Origin of the sequence: Caldanaerobacter subterraneus subsp. tengcongensis MB4, from assembly GCF_000007085.1 — a bacterium.
Classification (GTDB): Bacteria; Bacillota; Thermoanaerobacteria; order Thermoanaerobacterales; family Thermoanaerobacteraceae; genus Thermoanaerobacter; species Thermoanaerobacter subterraneus.
Genome location: NC_003869.1, coordinates 1,906,008 through 1,923,295, shown reverse-complemented (window position 1 = coordinate 1,923,295; position 17,288 = coordinate 1,906,008). Strand labels below are relative to the sequence as shown.

Sequence of the window (17,288 nt, the reverse complement as noted above, 5' to 3'; positions counted from 1 at the left end):
TGTTAAGATGAATACACTTTTTCAGGTCGCTTGGATTGTTATAGAGACAATTGCTCTTTCTGTTTTTTCTCCTTTTTTCTGGATTGTTATAATACTTGTAATAATGCAGTACAGAAACAAAATAGCCATAGAGAGAGAAATAATGGGGATAGAGCAGGAACCGATAAAAGAGCTTGTGCTCGATTCCGTCTTCTACGGAGTGATAGCTGCGACTATAGGAAGCTTCATAATGGTGTTTTTAGGGATAACAATTGAGAACATAGGCCTTCAATACGTTTGGCCTTTAGCTATACTTCTCATGTTTATAAGCCCGAGATACATTTGCTTTTCCTACTCTGGAGGAATTGTGTCCCTTATAAGCCTCATTTTTGGAGTCCCTAAGATAAGCGTTCCTGCTCTAATGGCTATTGTGGGGATTCTCCATCTCATGGAAAGCCTTCTAATATACATAGATGGGTGGAGGACTCCCACCCCCATTTTTATAAGGCTCAAGGATGGAAGGATTGCTGGCGGTTTTACAATGCAGAAGTTTTGGCCCATACCTTTTGCGGCCTTAACAGTAGTGACGGCTACTAATATGACAGGAGAGTTAATCCACATGCCAGACTGGTGGCCCGTGTTAAAGCCGGAAGGCATAGACCCTGCTACGGCAGTTTTTTTGATAATACCTGCTGTGGCGGCGCTGGGGTATGGGGATTTAGCGCTTGCACAGCTTCCTGAAGAAAAGACAAAACTGTCCTCTAAGCGGTTGTTTCTCTTTAGTGGGACGCTCATACTTTTTGCTGTTCTTGGAATTTATGAGAAGGTTTTTCAATATATAGCTGCGCTGTTTGCACCTATTGCCCATGAACTTTTGATAATAATAGGGCAGAGGGAAGAGAGAGAAAAACCTCCTATATTCGTGGCTCCTGATACTGGGCTTATGGTTTTGACCACTGCAAAGGGCTCTCCAGCAAGACAAATGGGTATAAGGCCAGGAGACGTTATTTTAAGTGTAAATGGTGCTCCTGTGAATGAGCCTGAAGACATAATAAGGGTTATAGAGGATAGGCCGACAATGCTATGGATTACTGTGAAAGACCTGAAGGGCCATTACACCAGTTACGAGTATAGAGATCCAGAAGGGGTATACAGTTTAGGGGTTTTGGTGGTGCCTAAAACAGTGGGAATTGTGTACGACATAAATGAAGATGGGATCATTCTAAAAAAGCTTAAAAGCATCTTTAGAAATATCTTCAAAAAGGGAGAATAAGGGGGTCTTTAGAGTGTTTTTGCAAACTTATGAGACGTACAATTCTATAAACGACAGAGATTTAAAAGAAAAAAATGTCGTCGTTATAGATACGTTGAGAGCGACAAGTGTCATAACTACTGCTTTATTCAACGGGGCAAAGGAAGTCATACCTGTTTCAGAGGTGGAAGAGGCGATAGAGCTTTCCAAAAACTTTGACAGGGATACGTTTTTGCTGGCAGGAGAGAGGAATTCTCAGAAGATAGAAGGGTTTGACCTCTCAAATTCTCCTCTAGAATATGTGCCAGAAAAAGTTAAGGGGAAGACCATAATCTTTACTACTACAAACGGAACGAGGGCTTTAAAGAAAGTCGCTTCTGCTGAAGAAGTGATTTTAGGCTGTCTTCTGAATGTCTCGGCGGTTGCAAGGTATATATCTAAGAGCAACAAGGATACAGTGATTGTGTGTGCCGGAACTGAAGGAAAATTTTCTTTTGACGACATTCTCACTGCCGGTGCTATATACGAAAAGCTAAAAAGCCTTACAGATTTTGAGAGTGATGACCTGTCAAAAGCCAGTTATTTCCTTTACAAGCCCTATGAAAACAACCTTTACGACATAATGAAGTACGGATATCATTTGAGGAGATTGGAAGAGCTGGGTTACACTGAAGATATTAAATTTTGCTTGACAGTAGACAAATTTGATATAGTGCCGAAGCTCAAAAACGGGATAGTGAGGACCTCACAGGACTTTTAAAATTTGTGCTGAGAGGTCCTTTGTGTTATAATATTACAATAGACCAAATTGCAAAGAGGGTATTGGTATGGGAGGTTTTAAGCTGGTTTCAAATTTCAAGCCTACAGGAGACCAGCCTCAGGCGATTGAAAAACTGGTGGAAGGGGTAAGACGGGGATATAGGTACCAGACGTTGTTAGGAGTTACAGGTTCAGGCAAAACTTTTACTATGGCCAACATCATAGCCCGCTTGAATAGGCCTACCCTGGTGATCGCTCACAACAAAACTCTTGCGGCACAGCTTTACAGCGAGTTTAAGGAATTCTTTCCAGAAAATGCTGTAGAGTATTTTGTGAGCTATTACGACTATTACCAGCCAGAAGCTTATGTTCCTGAGACTGACACTTACATTGAAAAAGACGCTTCTATAAATGAAGAGATTGACAAGTTGAGGCACTCGGCGACAGCTGCGCTCTTTGAAAGAAGAGATGTGATAATTGTTGCCAGTGTCTCTTGTATATACGGCTTAGGCGATCCTATAGATTATGAGAATTTGATGCTTTCACTAAGGCCTGGAATGGTAAAAGACAGAGATGAGATAATAAGAAAACTGGTGGAGATTCAGTACGAAAGGAATGATATAAACTTCACAAGAGGGAAATTCAGAGTAAGAGGCGATGTGATAGAGGTATTTCCTGCTTCCTTCTCAAATAAAGCTATAAGGATAGAGCTTTTTGGGGATGAAATAGACAGGATAGCAGAAATAGACGTCCTAACAGGAGAAGTTTTAGGGTACAGAAAGCATGTGGCTATTTTTCCTGCTTCCCACTATGCCACATCAAGGGACAAGCTGGAAAGGGCTATAAAAAGCATAAGGGAAGAGCTTGAAGAGAGGTATAAAGAGTTAAAAGAAATGGGGAAAATTGTAGAAGCGGAGAGGCTATGGCAGAGGACTAATTACGACCTTGAGATGTTACAAGAGATGGGCTACTGTAAGGGGATAGAAAATTATTCGCGGCACATATCTGGGAGGCCTCCGGGAAGTCCTCCTTATACACTGCTTGATTACTTTCCTGAGGATTTCCTCATATTCATAGATGAGTCTCATGTTACTATTCCTCAGCTGAGGGGAATGTACAACGGAGACAGGTCCAGAAAAGAGGCATTGGTGGAATACGGCTTTAGACTTCCTTCTGCTTATGACAACAGGCCCCTTACATTTGAAGAGTTTGAACAAAGGGTAAATCAGGTCATCTTTGTATCAGCAACCCCTGGACCTTATGAGATGGAACATTCTGAACAGGTGGTAGAACAGCTCATAAGGCCGACAGGGCTTGTAGACCCAGAAGTGATTGTGAGGCCTGTGAAAGGGCAGGTGGACGATTTAATAGCGGAGATAAGGAAGACTGTTGCAAAAGGGTACAGGGTTTTGGTTACAACTTTGACTAAAAAGATGGCGGAGGATTTGTCAGACTACTTAAAAGAAATGGGAATAAGAGTGAGGTACTTGCATTCAGATATAGAGACAATTGAGAGGGTAGAAATTATAAGGGATTTGAGGCTGGGTAAATTTGACGTTTTAATAGGCATAAATCTCTTGAGGGAAGGGCTTGATATTCCGGAGGTTGCACTGGTGGCTATTTTGGATGCGGATAAAGAAGGATTCTTGAGGTCAGAGACTTCTCTGATACAGACGATAGGCCGTGCAGCGAGAAACGCTGAAGGAAGAGTTATAATGTACGCTGATACAATAACAAATTCTATGAGAAGAGCTATAGATGAAACAAATAGGAGAAGAAAAATTCAAATGGAGTACAATGAGAAGCACGGCATAGTGCCAAAGACAGTGGTCAAAGGAGTAAGGGATGTCATACAGGCAACACAGGTGGCTGAAAAGGAGGAAAAGTACGAAAAGACAGCCAATTTTTACGATCCCGATGTGATAAAGTCTACCATAGAACAGCTTGAAAAAGAGATGAGGCAGGCGGCAATAGAGCTTCAGTTTGAAAAAGCCGCAAAATTGAGAGACATGATACTTGAACTTAGGAAACAACTGGAGGAAGTCAGCTTGAGGTGAAAATATATGGCAAAAGATAAGATCGTGATAAAAGGAGCAAGGGTCCACAATTTGAAAAACATAGATGTAGAAATTCCAAGGGACAAACTCACAGTTATAACTGGATTATCAGGATCTGGCAAATCTTCTTTGGCTTTTGACACGATTTACGCAGAGGGACAGAGGAGATATGTGGAGTCCCTTTCTGCCTATGCAAGGCAATTTCTGGGGCAAATGGATAAGCCTGATGTGGATTATATAGAAGGGTTGTCTCCTGCGATTTCTATAGACCAAAAAACTACTACTAAAAATCCTCGATCTACAGTGGGCACCATAACAGAAATTTACGATTATCTCCGCCTTTTATATGCCAGAGTTGGAACTCCCCACTGCCCTATATGCGGCCGCGAGATAACAATGCAGACAATTGACCAGATGGTAGACAAAATAAAAGAGCTGCCGGAGGGAACGAGGATTCAAATCCTAGCTCCCGTGGTGAGAGGGAGAAAAGGGGAGTATTCAAAGCTTTTGGCAGACATAAAAAAGAGCGGTTATGTGAGAGTGAAGATTGATGGCATAATGTACGATGTAAATGAGGAGATAAAACTTGACAAAAATAAAAAGCATACAATAGAAGTCGTGGTAGACAGGATAATAATGAAGCCTGGAATTGACATGAGGCTTACAGATTCAATAGAGACCGCTTTGAAACTGGCAGATGGCCTTGTGACAATTGATGTCATAGACGGAGAGAGCTTTACTCTGTCTGAAAAATACGCTTGTCCCGCGTGCAATGTCAGCATTGAAGAGCTGTCTCCCAGGATGTTTTCATTTAACAGCCCTTATGGAGCTTGCCCTGTTTGCATGGGATTGGGAGAGTTCATGAAGGTGGACCCAGAGCTTTTAATACAGGACCCGAAGAAATCTCTTGCGACAGGAGTTTTTCCGGGAATTGTAGCGTCCCAGGGAAGTTATGCCTATTATAATATGTTGAGAGTGATAGAGTACTTTGGATATACCGAGTACACTCCCTATGAGGAGTTCAGTGAAGATTTAAAGAGCGTACTCCTATACGGAAAAGATACGAAAGGAAAATCTTACGGCTTTGAAGGGATAATTAACAATTTAGAGAGAAGGTATGAAAGCAGCACATCTGATTTCATAAAGGAAGAAATAGAAAAATACATGAGGCCTGTCACGTGTCCTGCTTGCAATGGTGCCAGGCTAAAGCCAGAAGCTCTTGCTGTTACAGTTGGAGGCCTTTCTATAAAAGAGATGACAGACCTCACTATAGGGGAACTCTTGAAATTCATAGACAACCTTAAATTTTCAGAAAAGCAGGAGATGATAGCTCGCCCTATTTTGAAGGAAATAAAGGCAAGGCTAAACTTTCTTGTGGACGTAGGGCTTGACTACCTCACACTTTCGAGGCCGGCATCTACACTCTCTGGTGGTGAAGCCCAGAGGATAAGGCTTGCAAGCCAGATAGGTTCAGGGCTTGTGGGGGTTACCTATATACTGGATGAGCCAAGCATTGGACTTCACCAGAGAGACAATCAAAGGCTTATAAATTCTCTCAAAAGGTTAAGGGACCAGGGCAATACGGTTATAGTGGTGGAGCACGACGAGGAGACCATATACGCTGCAGACTATATAATAGACATAGGTCCGGGAGCTGGAGAGCACGGCGGAGAAGTGGTGGTGGCGGGAACTATAGAAGATGTACTAAAGTGCGAGAGGTCTCTTACCGGCCAGTATTTGAGTGGTAAAATAAAGATAGAAGTGCCTGAGAAGAGGAGAAAGCCCAATGGAAAGGCTATTATAGTGAGAGGAGCTAAGGAAAACAATTTGAAAAACATAGATGTGGAATTTCCTTTGGGAGTTTTTATATGTGTGACAGGGGTATCAGGCTCAGGGAAGAGCACTCTTGTCAACGAAATACTTTATAAAGCCTTGGCACAGAAAATTTACAAATCAAAGGACAAACCCGGAAAGCACGACAGAATAGAAGGCATAGAGCACATAGACAAAGTGATAAATATCGACCAGTCTCCCATAGGGAGGACACCTCGCTCAAACCCGGCGACTTACACTGGAGTGTTTGACTATATAAGGGAAGTATTTGCCAATACTCCCGAAGCCAGGATGAGAGGCTACAAGCCGGGAAGATTTAGCTTTAACGTAAAAGGTGGGAGATGTGAGGCCTGTGGCGGAGACGGCATAATAAAAATTGAGATGAATTTTCTGCCAGACGTCTATGTGCCTTGTGAGGTGTGCAAGGGCAAAAGGTATAACAGGGAAACTTTAGAAGTAAAATACAAAGGAAAGAGCATAGCTGACGTGCTGGACATGACTGTTGAGGAGGCTTTGGAGCTCTTTGAAAATATCCCTCGAATAAAGAATAAACTCATGACGCTCTACGAGGTAGGACTGGGGTATATAAAGCTTGGCCAACCTTCCACTCAGCTGTCCGGCGGAGAGGCTCAGAGAGTAAAACTCGCTACAGAACTTTCAAAGAGGCCTACAGGAAGGACTTTGTATATTTTAGATGAGCCTACGACAGGGCTTCACTTTGCTGATATACACAGACTGCTCAATGTCCTAAACAAATTGACAGATGCAGGGAATACTGTGATAGTTATAGAGCACAATCTAGATGTGATAAAAAGCGCAGATTACATCATAGACTTAGGGCCAGAAGGTGGAGACAGAGGGGGAATGGTCATAGCTACGGGAACTCCTGAAGAGGTTGCAGCCAATGAGAATTCTTATACAGGATGGTTTTTAAGGAAAGTCCTTTCTCGAAATTGAGGTGAATTTATGTATTACATTTTATCCCAAATTTTAAAATATGTGCTCATTTTTTTGATTTACCTTTTTTTGTACAGGGTTTTTAAGATAATATACATGGACATAAAGGGGGTCAGAAGGGAAAGACAGCTGACCTCTGCCAAGCTTTCCTTTTTGACCGGAGAAAGGACTTTTACTCTTTTTGAGGTTACCTCTATTGGAAGGTCTGACGAGTGCGATATAGTTATAGAAAGTCCTTATGTCTCTGCCAGACATGCCTTGATCAAAAAAAGGGGAAAGAGGTTTTATATAGAGGATTTAAATAGCACAAATGGTACTTTTGTGAATGGCAAGAGGGTGAAGGTCGCTAGGATTAAAAATGGCGACATAATCACCCTTGGGGATGTTGATTTAAAGTTTATAGTTTAGGGTGAAATGAAATGGATGAATATGTAAAAACAGGATCTAAGGCTTTAAAAGACGTTTTCTGGATATTTGTCATAGCCTTTGCACTTTTATTTATGCACAGAAAACCGGAGGAGGCTAACACAATATACTATACACTTGCTTTTCCTGTCTTAATTTTTATTGTCTATTACTTGCATGTGAGGCTTTTCCCATTGGGAGAAATACAATTTGTAATCCTCACAGCCTTTTTAACTGAAATGGGGCTCATAATGATATATAGAGTTGCTCCAGAACTTCTTGTAAAGCAGATAATCTGGATCGCTATAGGTTTTGGCCTTTATTTCATAGCTTCATATCTTTTTAAACATTACGGATGGCTTTACAATTTAAAGTACGGAGAGTACATCTATATTTTTTTGGCAGTAGGGCTTATAATTTCTACTCTCTTTTTTGGAAAAGAAATAGGAGGAGCGAAGAACTGGCTTACTTTCGATGGGATATACGTGCAGCCTGCAGAAGCTGCAAAAGTCATATATATAATTTTCCTTGCCAGGTATTTGAAAGACAAAAGAGATTTGAAAAATATCCTTATACTGGGAGCTATAACGATAGGAATTGCTGGAATTTTCGCTTTAGAAAAAGACCTTGGAATGGCTTTTTTGTTTTACACTACCACAGTTCTCATGGTTTTTTTAGTGACTTCTAACCTTTTTTATGTAGCCTCAGGATTTGGACTTATGGCAATTGGCGGCATTTTGGCCTATTTTCTCTTCTGGCACGTAAGAGTGAGGATTGAAGCTTGGCTAAATCCCTGGATGGATGTTCCGGGGAAGACGTATCAAATCGTGCAGTCCCTTTTCGCAATTGCTGCGGGAGGCTTTTTTGGAACGGGGCTGGGAATGGGGCATCCTGAATATATACCCGTTGTTGCCAGCGACTTCATATTCTCTGCTATCTGTGAGGAATTTGGTATTTTAGGAGGAATTGCCATAATACTGGTGTATTTTGTTATAATGTACAGAGGAATTAAGGTGGCTTTGGAGGCAAGAGATGAGTTTGGCGCTTTGCTGGCGGCAGGTCTTATTTCCATGTTTAGCCTTCAAGTTTTTACTATCATAGGAGGGGTTATAAAGTTCATACCTCTTACAGGAGTTACTCTACCTTTTGTGAGCTACGGGGGAAGTTCAATGGTGATGAGCTTTTTTACACTGGGAATGCTAAACGGCATTTCCGTCGGGGAGGAGGAAGAAGATGTCCAATTTGAAGCGCAATATTAAAATACTCTTTGGAATCTTTGCCCTCCTCTTTTTTAGTTTGATTGCGTATTTGACATATTTTCAACTGTATGAAAGGGATAAATTGATTACCAGCTCTTACAGCGTGTACAATAGAAGGCTTATAGAACAGGAAAAGAAAATTTTAAGAGGTAGCATTCTTGATAGAAATGGCATTGTGCTTGCAAAAAGCGTGATAGAGGCTGATGGGACGCAAAAGAGAATTTACCTGGATGGACCTGCCTTTGCGCAGGTGATAGGATATAGCCGCAGGATATACCAGCAGGGCAGTACTGGAATTGAAAAGGCTTATGACAGGGAACTGCTTGGCATGGTAGGTTCTGACCCAATGGTGCTTTTGAGAAAACTTATTTTGGGGAAAGGGCAGATAGGGGATAATGTCTACCTTACTATAGACAAGGCTCTTCAGGACTTGGCTTACAGGGAAATGGAGGGGAAAAAGGGTGCTGTAGTCGCATTAAACCCTAAAACTGGGGAAATACTTGCTATGGTATCCACTCCTTCTTATGACCCTAACCTTCTCGATAGGGATTGGGAAAAAATAATGACAAGCCCTGAACATGTAGTTTTAAATAGAGCCACTCAAGGCCTCTATCCTCCGGGGTCTACTTTTAAAATAATAACAACTGCTGCAGTTTTAACCTACATGCCAGAGCTCTTTAAAGAAGTGTACGATTGTAAAGGTTACGTGGTAGTGGATGGCAACAAGATAAGCGATTTTGGAGGTATTGCTCACGGTAAAGAAAATTTTGAGAGAGCTTTTTATGTGTCCTGCAACTCTTTTTTCATAGAGATAGGGTTAAAGCTCGGTAGTGACAATTTGGAGAAGATGGCTTATGCTTTTGGCTTGAATCAGAGAGTTCCTTTAGAAATTGATACGGCGAAAAATTACTTTCCCTCAATTGATGGGAAAGTTGCTCTGGCAGAAACTTCAATAGGGCAGGGGAAGATTCTCGTAACTCCTCTGACAATGGCTTTGGCTGCTTCTGCTGTTGCCAATGATGGAGTCATAATGAAGCCCTATCTCATGAAATATGTGGTGGATCCTCTTTCAGGTGCTGTCATAGAGAGAAATACTCCCAGTAAGTATTTGACCCCCATAACAAAGGAAGTAGCTGATGCTATAAAAAGTCTCATGATAGGAGTTGTCAACAATCCTGAAGGGACTGGAAGATTAGCTCAGATACCGGGCATTACAGTGGCGGGGAAAACCGGCACTGCTGAAAATCCATTTGGTGCTCCTCATGCCTGGTTTGTGGCCTTTGCACCTGCGGAAAATCCAGAGATAGCTGTAGCTGTGGTTGTTGAAAATGGCGGGGAAGGTGGAAAAGTAGCAGCACCTATTGCAAGAGACATAATAAAGGCTTATCTTTCGAGGTGAGAGAGGTGGATTTGCAGGAAAAGTTAAAGCTTTTGCCTGAAAAGCCTGGGGTATACCTGATGAAGGATGAGGAAGGGAATATAATCTATGTGGGCAAAGCCTCTGTTTTGAAAAACAGGGTTAGGCAGTACTTCCAAAACACAGACAATCATCCTCCAAAAGTGAAAGTAATGCTTTCTCACGTGGAAGACTTTGAATACATCGTAACAGATACAGAGCTTGAGGCTTTGATGCTAGAGTGCAACCTCATTAAAAAATACAAGCCAAAGTACAACGTGCTTTTAAAAGACGACAAAAATTATCCCTATATAAAAATTACGGTGGCAGAAGATTATCCCAGAATAATGTTCACAAGAAAAATAGACATGGACGGGTCCAAATATTTTGGACCCTATGGCAGTGCTTTTGCTGTCAGAGAGACGATAAAACTTGTGAGGAAGATGTTTCCTATAAGGACCTGCAATGTAAATATAGAAAAAAGCCTGGGAAAAGTGAGAGAATGCCTTTATTACCACATAGGGCTTTGTTCTGCGCCCTGCACAGGGAGAATAGAGAAAGAGGAGTACAGAAAATTGGTAGATCAGGCAGTCATGTTTTTAGAAGGGAAAAGAGAATGGCTTGTTGAGAAATTAAAGGAAGAAATGCAGAAGGCTGCCGATGAGCTTAGGTTTGAAGAAGCAGCAAGGTTAAGAGACCAGATTTTTGCCATAGAGAAAATTTCAGAGAAGCAAAAGGTAACCTCTATCAATGAAGATGAACAGGATGTAATTTCAATGGCGAGAAGTGACGATATCGCGCACATAGAGGTGTTTTTTGTGAGGGAAGGGAAATTGAGCGGGAGAGAACATTACTACATGAAAAATACAGAGGGAATGGGAAGAGAAGAGATAATCTCTTCTTTTATAAAGCAGTTTTATGAAAGTTCTCCTTCTGTGCCAAAAGAAATAATAATCGATGTGGAGCTAGAGGAAAAGGACCTTCTAGAGGACTGGCTTTCACAGAAGAGGGGAAACAGGGTGAGCATTACAGTACCTTTAAGAGGAAAGAAGAAAGAGCTTGTAGACATGGTGTATCAAAATGCAGTAGAGGCTCTAAAAAACGAGATCTTGGCGAGAGAGAAGATTTTAAAAGACCCGGCTGTATTAGAGCTTTCAAACCTTTTAGGGATTGAATACCCTAAGAGGATAGAAGCCTATGATATATCCAATGTGAGAGGAGAAGACAATGTAGGTTCTATGGTGGTTTTTGTAGATGGAAAGCCTAAAAAGAGCGAGTACAGGAAGTTTACTATCAAGTACGTGGAAGGGCAGGATGACTATCAGAGCATGAGGGAGATGATTGAAAGAAGGTTCCTGCATGCACTGGAAGAGAAAAAACAAATAGAGGAAGGTACCCTTTCTAAAGAAAAAGCCAAGTTTATAGAAATGCCCGACCTCATACTGGTAGATGGAGGAATTGGCCATGTAAATGCGGCTTTGGAGGTAATAGAAAAGCTAGGAATTTCGGTACCCGTGTATGGAATGGTAAAGGATTCAAGGCACAGGACGAGAGGGCTTGTGGGGGTTTCTGGGGAAGTTCAGATGCCCGTGACTGGAAGAGCCTTTAGGCTGGTAGCACAGATACAGGAAGAAGCACACCGGTTTGCTATAACTTTTCACAGAGAAAGGCAGAGCAAAAGATTTAAGACAGATCTTTTAAACATCAAAGGGATTGGAGAAAAGAGGGCAAAAGTCCTCTATGAAGCTTTTGGCTCAATTGAGGAGATAAAAAAGGCCTCTTTAGAGGAACTTAAAAAAGTTAAGGGAATGAATGAGAGGTCAGCAAAAGCAGTTTATGAATATTTTCACGGCGAAGTTTAAATGTAGTCCAAAAGTCCTCTTACAGAGACTTCCCCTGATAGGAGGGCTATTTCTTCACCTTTTTCTGTCTTTATTACTAGTTTTCCCTCTTTATCTATTGCGATGGCCTGCCCTCTTATTTCTCTGTCAGTGTAAATTACTCTCACTTCTTTCCCTATTGTTATAGAATTTTCAAGTATTAGAGGCCTTAATGATTCAAACCCCTTTTCTTCATATTCTTTGTAATAAATTTCCAAATTGTTTAAGAGAGAAGCCAAAAGCTTTTTTCTGTCCACAGGCTTTTCTAATTCCAACTGCAAAGAGGTGGCTTTTTCTTTTAAGTCATCTGGGAATTCTGTACAGTTTACATTTATTCCTATACCTATCACTATGTAGTTTACGACATCTATTTCCGATGACATTTCTGTCAAAATCCCGCAAACTTTCTTGCTGTTTAGAATTATATCGTTTGGCCATTTGATTTTTGTTTTTACGCTGCAAACCTCTTCTATTGCCTTTACCACTGTTAAAGCTGCTACTTGAGTCAAAGCCACAGTCTTTTCAGGTCTTATTTGAGGCTTTAATATTACGGATGTAAGGATACAGGAGCTTTTTTCAGAGAACCAACTTCTGCCCATTCTCCCTCTGCCTTTTGTCTGTTCTTCTGCTACAATTACTGTTCCATCTGGCACTTTGTAAGCGAGCTCTTTTGCCATGTCATTTGTAGAGCTTAAGCTTTCTTTATGTATGTAATTTCTTCCTATGAATTTGGTATTGAGATAGGGTGCGATTTCCTCGTAAATTAAAAGGTCAGGCTCTGAAATCAAGCGATAGCCCAGTTTGCGATGAGCCTGTATTTTGTATCCCAGCTTTTCAAGCTCTTTTATTTGCTTCCAGATAGCCGTCCTTGAGACTTTCATAATCTCAGAAAGCTTTTGGCCTGAGATGAAGCCTTCTCTGTTTTTCTTTAGAATTTCTACAAGTTTTTGTCTGAGCATTTTTTCACCCCATTTTTTCCTCTAGAAAATATTATAAACCAGGTTTACTTACTTTCCAATAAATAATATAATTGAATTAAATGCGGGGCTTTTGGGGCGGAGGTGAAAATGTGGAAAAGGTCTCTGTAGAAACTCTGATAAAGGATTTGAACTTGGAAGTGATTGTAAAAGCAGAAAATAACAAGATAGACATAACTACAAGCGATGTCAACAGGCCAGGGCTCCAGTTTGCTGGCTTTTACGAGCACTTTGCCTACGAGAGAGTGCAGATAATGGGAAAAGTGGAAACTACTTTTGTAGAGCAACTTCCGGATGAGGTTTTAGCAGAAAGGGCAGATAAATTCTTCGCATACCCTATTCCCTGTCTGATTGTGACGAGGGATTTAAATATAAGGCAGGAGATAATAGAAGCTGCAAAAAAGCACGACAGATACCTTCTAAGGACAAAGGAGGCTTCCACCAAGTTTATAAACAGGCTTATAAACTATCTTGATGAGAAGCTAGCACCTCAAATCACCATTCACGGAAACCTGGTGGATGTCTACGGGATAGGAGTACTGCTTTTAGGGGAAAGTGGCATAGGTAAGAGCGAGACAGCTCTGGAGCTTGTGAAAAGAGGGCACAGGCTGGTGGCAGATGATGCCGTGGAGATACGTAAAATAGGTGAAGACAAGCTTCAGGGCAGTGCTCCTGAGATAATAAGGCATTTTATTGAAATAAGAGGGATAGGAATTTTGGACGTTAAAACTTTATACGGCGTAGGTTCTGTGAGAAACAGCATGAGCATAGACTTGGTAATTCAGCTGGAGGAGTGGGATGAGGACAAGTACTATGACAGGTTGGGGCTTGAGGACGAGTATATAAAATTCCTTGACGTGGAAGTTCCCAAGCTCACCATCCCTGTTCGACCTGGAAGAAACCTGGCAATTATTGTAGAGGTTGCTGCAATGAACCATAGGCAGAAACAGATGGGCTACAACGCAGCCCATGAGCTCAATAAAAAACTTCTAAAGCAAATAGGAAATTGAAGGGGAGGATGAAATTGAGGCTGGTGCTAGATACTCACACCCACACCATCGCCAGTGGGCACGCATTTAGCACAATTATAGAAAATGCCAGGGAAGCCTTTAGAAAGGGGCTTCAGCTTATATGCATTACTGACCACGGACCGGAAATGCCAGGAGGTCCGCATATATACTACTTTGGGAACTTAAAGGTGATACCTGAGAAAATAGAGGGGGTGGAGATACTAAAAGGAGTGGAAGCCAATATAATGGACGAGGAAGGGAGGATAGACCTTCCTGAGAGGATTTTAAAAAAGCTGGATATTGTCATTGCAAGCCTTCACGATGAGTGCTTTGAGCCAAGTGAGGATGTAGAGAGAAATACTAAAGCTTTAATAAATGCCATAAAAAATCCCTATGTGGACATAATAGGACATCCGGGCAATCCCATATATCCCATTGATATTGAGAGAGTGCTTGAAGCTGCTAAAGAATACGGCAAGTTTATAGAAATAAACAACAGCTCTTTTGTAACCTCTAGAAGAGGCAGTGAAAAAATATGCCCTATAATAGCCGGAAAAGCTAAGGAAATGGGTGTTAGAGTGGCTGTAGGAAGTGATGCCCACATATGCTTTGACGTAGGACGGTTTGACGAGGCGATAAGGCTTTTAGAAGACATCAATATGCCAGAAGAGCTCGTATTAAATACTTCTGTAGATAAAGTAAAGCAATACTTACAAGAAAAGAGGAAAAGAATTGGGGGAGGTCAAAACAGTTGGAATTAGTAGTAAAAAATGATATAATTTTAATTGAGTGATGATAAATGTTATTAACTATAAAAAAGTTAAAGAGCTATATGATATAAGCAGAATTATATTAATAACTGGGAAAAGGAAGGATTAATAACCCCAGTTAGAACACCAAAAGGAAGAAGGCAGAGGACCTAATAGCAATAGTGGCGTCTTTCGCAGCAAGAATTTACGGGAAAGGGGTAAAAAGCATGATAGTGATACAGGCTAAACTTATTTTTCTAAACCAAGAAGACAAACAAATAGTATTAGACTTAATGAGAAGATGGTCCTCCTGCATGAGATATGCATATAAAAGGCTTCTAGAAGGCCATGACAGAAAAACGCTAAAAAGAGACCTTCAGGAACCTTTTGAGTTAAACTCAAGATATGTAGATGACGCAATAATGAAAGCAGGAAGCGTATTAGAATCCTCCAAGGAATTAGGGAATAATCCAAAGAAAGTCATTTTTGGAGGAAGAGACTTATTTAAAAAACTTCAAAATCGCCATATAAATGGGAAAGAATATCAAAAGCTAAAAACAAAGTGGCAAGAAAGAAGAAAAGGAAATCTCTATTCAAGAGGAGATAAAAGCAAAAAAGGAAATCTCAACACAAGAATAGAAGTAAGAAAAAATGGCACTTTCTTAAGGATAAATGTATGGGAAAGAAAATATGTGTATGCCAGAATAGAAGCAGGCTACAAAAAGAATAAGAGCAGAAAGAATAAGAGCAGAGGAGAACTCCTGCAGGAAATTGCAGAATCAAACATACCTTACTCTGTAGAATTAAAACTCAAGAATGGCAATATATACGCCTATTTTGCTATTGAAGAAGAATATCCAGAAATAAAAATAACAAAAGAAAAAGGAGTCATAGGAATAGACATAAATGCATATCCAGACAACATATCATGGGCAGAAGTAGATGAAAAGGGCAATCTAATAAGTTATGGCAGTATACCAATGCCAGAGCTTACAAGTGGCAGTAAAGACAAAAAAGAATATTACAGATGGCAATATGCCCATGAAATAGTAAAGATAGCAAAAGAGAAAGGAAAAGCAATTGTAATTGAGGGATTAGAAATAAAAGACAAAGGCAAAAGAGGAGACTTTTCAGGGAGAAAATCAAGGAGAATAAGGCATAGCTTTAGCTATAAATCACTTCTTTCAAAAATAAAAACACTGGCAAAAAGAGAAGGGATAGAAGTAATAGAAGTCAATCCTTCTTACACCTCAATAATAGGGATGTTGAAATATGCACCGCAGTATATGATAACAAAAGATGTAGCAGCAGCCTATGTAATAGCAAGAAGAGGGTTGGGACTGCAGGAAGAGATACCAGATAATTATATGAAGTTTCTCAACGCATTGACTGTAGAAGAATTAGAAGAATTAAAAGACCATGTAAAGAAAACAGTCAAAAACATACATTTAAAGAAAAAGCACATGAAAGAGATAAACAAAGTAATAAAACTCATACAAAGCCTTGAGAGTGAGTCAGAAAGGGTACTAAAACCTCTGTACGGAACAAGTTTTAGTACCTATAATTTCTGGCGAGTTCTCAAGGTAGCGGTGGTAACACCACTCTCTCCTGAGAAGATATTAAGAGACTTCTCTACCCTGAAAGGATTACTAATTCAGGGTAAGTGGAGAGACCCTTAAGGGCGCGAGTTCCTGCTTCTTGGGGCAGGGGCTATGGCTTTCCCAAAAACCGCCTGCTGGGGCTGGGAAAGTCTGAAAGGCGGACTACAAATACCCCAGCTATCTAAACTGTACATTTTTGTACAGTTTGGGTAACCAGGAGATGTATGAGGATAGGTGTTGACCTTGGAGGAACAAACATAGCAGTTGGCTTGGTAGAAGAGGATGGCAAGATAATTGCTACAGGTAGCAGGCCTACCAAGCCTGAGAGAGGATATGAGGCAATTGCAAGAGACATAGCAGAACTGAGTTTTGAGCTTCTTCAAAGGATGGGAATAAGCGTAAAAGACGTAAAATCCATGGGAATTGGTGTTCCAGGAGTTGCGGACAATGAAAAGGGAATAGTGATAAGAGCAGTAAATTTGTTCTGGACAAAAGTGCCTCTGGCGAAGGAGATAAGAAAATACATTGATTTGCCGATATATATGGAAAATGATGCAAATGTGGCGGCACTAGCAGAGGCTACTTTTGGAGCAGGGAGGGGTTCAAAGTCTTCTGTGACAATCACTTTAGGGACAGGAGTTGGCTCCGGATTTATACTGGATGGGAAGATTTACAGCGGCGCTCATCACTTTGCTCCGGAGATAGGTCACATGGTCATAGGGGATAATGGCATAAGGTGTAACTGCGGCAAAATTGGCTGCTTTGAAACCTATGCCTCTGCTACTGCATTGATAAGGGAAGGGAAAAAAGCTGCTAAGAGAAATCCCAATACTCTGATTTTAAAATTTGCAAATGGCGATATTGAGGGCATTACTGCTAAAAATGTGATAGACGCTGCAAAACAATATGATGAGGAGGCTCTAAAGATTTTTGAGGAATATGTAAAATATTTGGCAGTTGGGATTGTAAACATAATAAACCTGTTTGACCCGGAAGTAATAATATTAGGTGGCGGGGTTGCAAATGCGGGAGATTTCCTCTTAAAGCCTCTCAAAAAAGAAGTGGCAGAAAATATACTCTTTAAAGAACTTCCCTATGCTGACATAAGAAAGGCTGAGCTTGGAAATGATGCCGGCATAATTGGTGCCGCTATATTAAGTTAAAGGAGGATTAA

Annotated in this window: 13 protein-coding genes and 1 pseudogene; 13 read left to right on the top strand and 1 reads right to left on the bottom strand. The window is 40.8% G+C overall.

Translation table 11 applies throughout. The features are described 5' to 3' along the window. The first annotated feature begins 7 nt into the window (after positions 1-7). The 8 genes from TTE_RS09460 (at position 8) to uvrC (ending at position 11,759) form a co-directional block, all read left to right on the top strand. Positions 8-1,252 (top strand): PDZ domain-containing protein, encoded by a 1,245-nt coding sequence (locus TTE_RS09460; protein ID WP_011026108.1) that lies wholly within the window; start codon positions 8-10, stop codon positions 1,250-1,252. A gap of 13 nt (positions 1,253-1,265) precedes the next feature. Then, complete coding sequence (locus tag TTE_RS09455; RefSeq protein ID WP_011026107.1) at positions 1,266-1,991, top strand: 2-phosphosulfolactate phosphatase family protein; 726 nt, start codon at positions 1,266-1,268, stop codon at positions 1,989-1,991. A 67-nt stretch (positions 1,992-2,058) separates the two neighbouring features. Beyond that, positions 2,059-4,047 carry an excinuclease ABC subunit UvrB gene (gene uvrB / locus TTE_RS09450; protein ID WP_011026106.1) on the top strand — a complete coding sequence of 663 codons (1,989 nt, stop codon included), beginning with the start codon at positions 2,059-2,061 and terminating at the stop codon, positions 4,045-4,047. A 6-nt stretch (positions 4,048-4,053) separates the two neighbouring features. Continuing rightward, positions 4,054-6,837: an excinuclease ABC subunit UvrA gene (uvrA, locus tag TTE_RS09445; protein ID WP_011026105.1), complete on the top strand. Its 2,784-nt coding sequence runs from the start codon at positions 4,054-4,056 to the stop codon at positions 6,835-6,837. Positions 6,838-6,846: 9 nt separating this feature from the next. Further along, positions 6,847-7,245, top strand: coding sequence for an FHA domain-containing protein (locus tag TTE_RS09440; RefSeq protein ID WP_011026104.1), 399 nt, complete (start codon positions 6,847-6,849; stop codon positions 7,243-7,245). A gap of 11 nt (positions 7,246-7,256) precedes the next feature. Continuing rightward, a complete protein-coding gene (locus tag TTE_RS09435; protein ID WP_011026103.1) occupies positions 7,257-8,501 on the top strand; it encodes an FtsW/RodA/SpoVE family cell cycle protein in 1,245 nt (414 codons plus the stop codon). Next, positions 8,476-9,900 (top strand): peptidoglycan D,D-transpeptidase FtsI family protein, encoded by a 1,425-nt coding sequence (locus tag TTE_RS09430; protein WP_011026102.1) that lies wholly within the window; start codon positions 8,476-8,478, stop codon positions 9,898-9,900. The genes TTE_RS09435 and TTE_RS09430 overlap by 26 nt, the downstream gene beginning before the upstream one ends. A gap of 5 nt (positions 9,901-9,905) precedes the next feature. Continuing rightward, complete coding sequence (uvrC, locus tag TTE_RS09425; protein ID WP_011026101.1) at positions 9,906-11,759, top strand: excinuclease ABC subunit UvrC; 1,854 nt, start codon at positions 9,906-9,908, stop codon at positions 11,757-11,759. Here uvrC and TTE_RS09420 read toward each other — a convergent pair. Further along, positions 11,756-12,736, bottom strand: coding sequence for a biotin--[acetyl-CoA-carboxylase] ligase (locus TTE_RS09420; protein WP_011026100.1), 981 nt, complete (start codon positions 12,734-12,736; stop codon positions 11,756-11,758). The genes uvrC and TTE_RS09420 overlap by 4 nt on opposite strands. Before the next feature lie 110 nt (positions 12,737-12,846). Between TTE_RS09420 and hprK the strand changes: the two genes are divergently transcribed. The 5 genes and pseudogenes from hprK to TTE_RS09400 all read left to right on the top strand — a co-directional run bounded on the left by hprK (position 12,847) and on the right by TTE_RS09400 (position 17,277). After that, positions 12,847-13,764, top strand: coding sequence for an HPr(Ser) kinase/phosphatase (gene hprK, locus TTE_RS09415; RefSeq protein WP_009609945.1), 918 nt, complete (start codon positions 12,847-12,849; stop codon positions 13,762-13,764). Between the two features lie 14 nt (positions 13,765-13,778). Next, on the top strand, positions 13,779-14,525 hold the full coding sequence (locus TTE_RS09410; RefSeq protein WP_041587190.1) for a phosphatase: 747 nt from the start codon (positions 13,779-13,781) through the stop codon (positions 14,523-14,525). 31 nt (positions 14,526-14,556) lie between these two features. Beyond that, positions 14,557-14,678 (top strand): annotated as a pseudogene (locus TTE_RS14315) (IS607 family transposase); the annotation flags it as partial. 62 nt (positions 14,679-14,740) lie between these two features. Then, positions 14,741-16,192: an IS200/IS605 family accessory protein TnpB-related protein gene (locus TTE_RS09405; protein WP_009609976.1), complete on the top strand. Its 1,452-nt coding sequence runs from the start codon at positions 14,741-14,743 to the stop codon at positions 16,190-16,192. A 146-nt stretch (positions 16,193-16,338) separates the two neighbouring features. Then, on the top strand, positions 16,339-17,277 hold the full coding sequence (locus TTE_RS09400) for an ROK family protein (RefSeq protein WP_009609975.1): 939 nt from the start codon (positions 16,339-16,341) through the stop codon (positions 17,275-17,277). Positions 17,278-17,288: the final 11 nt, after the last annotated feature.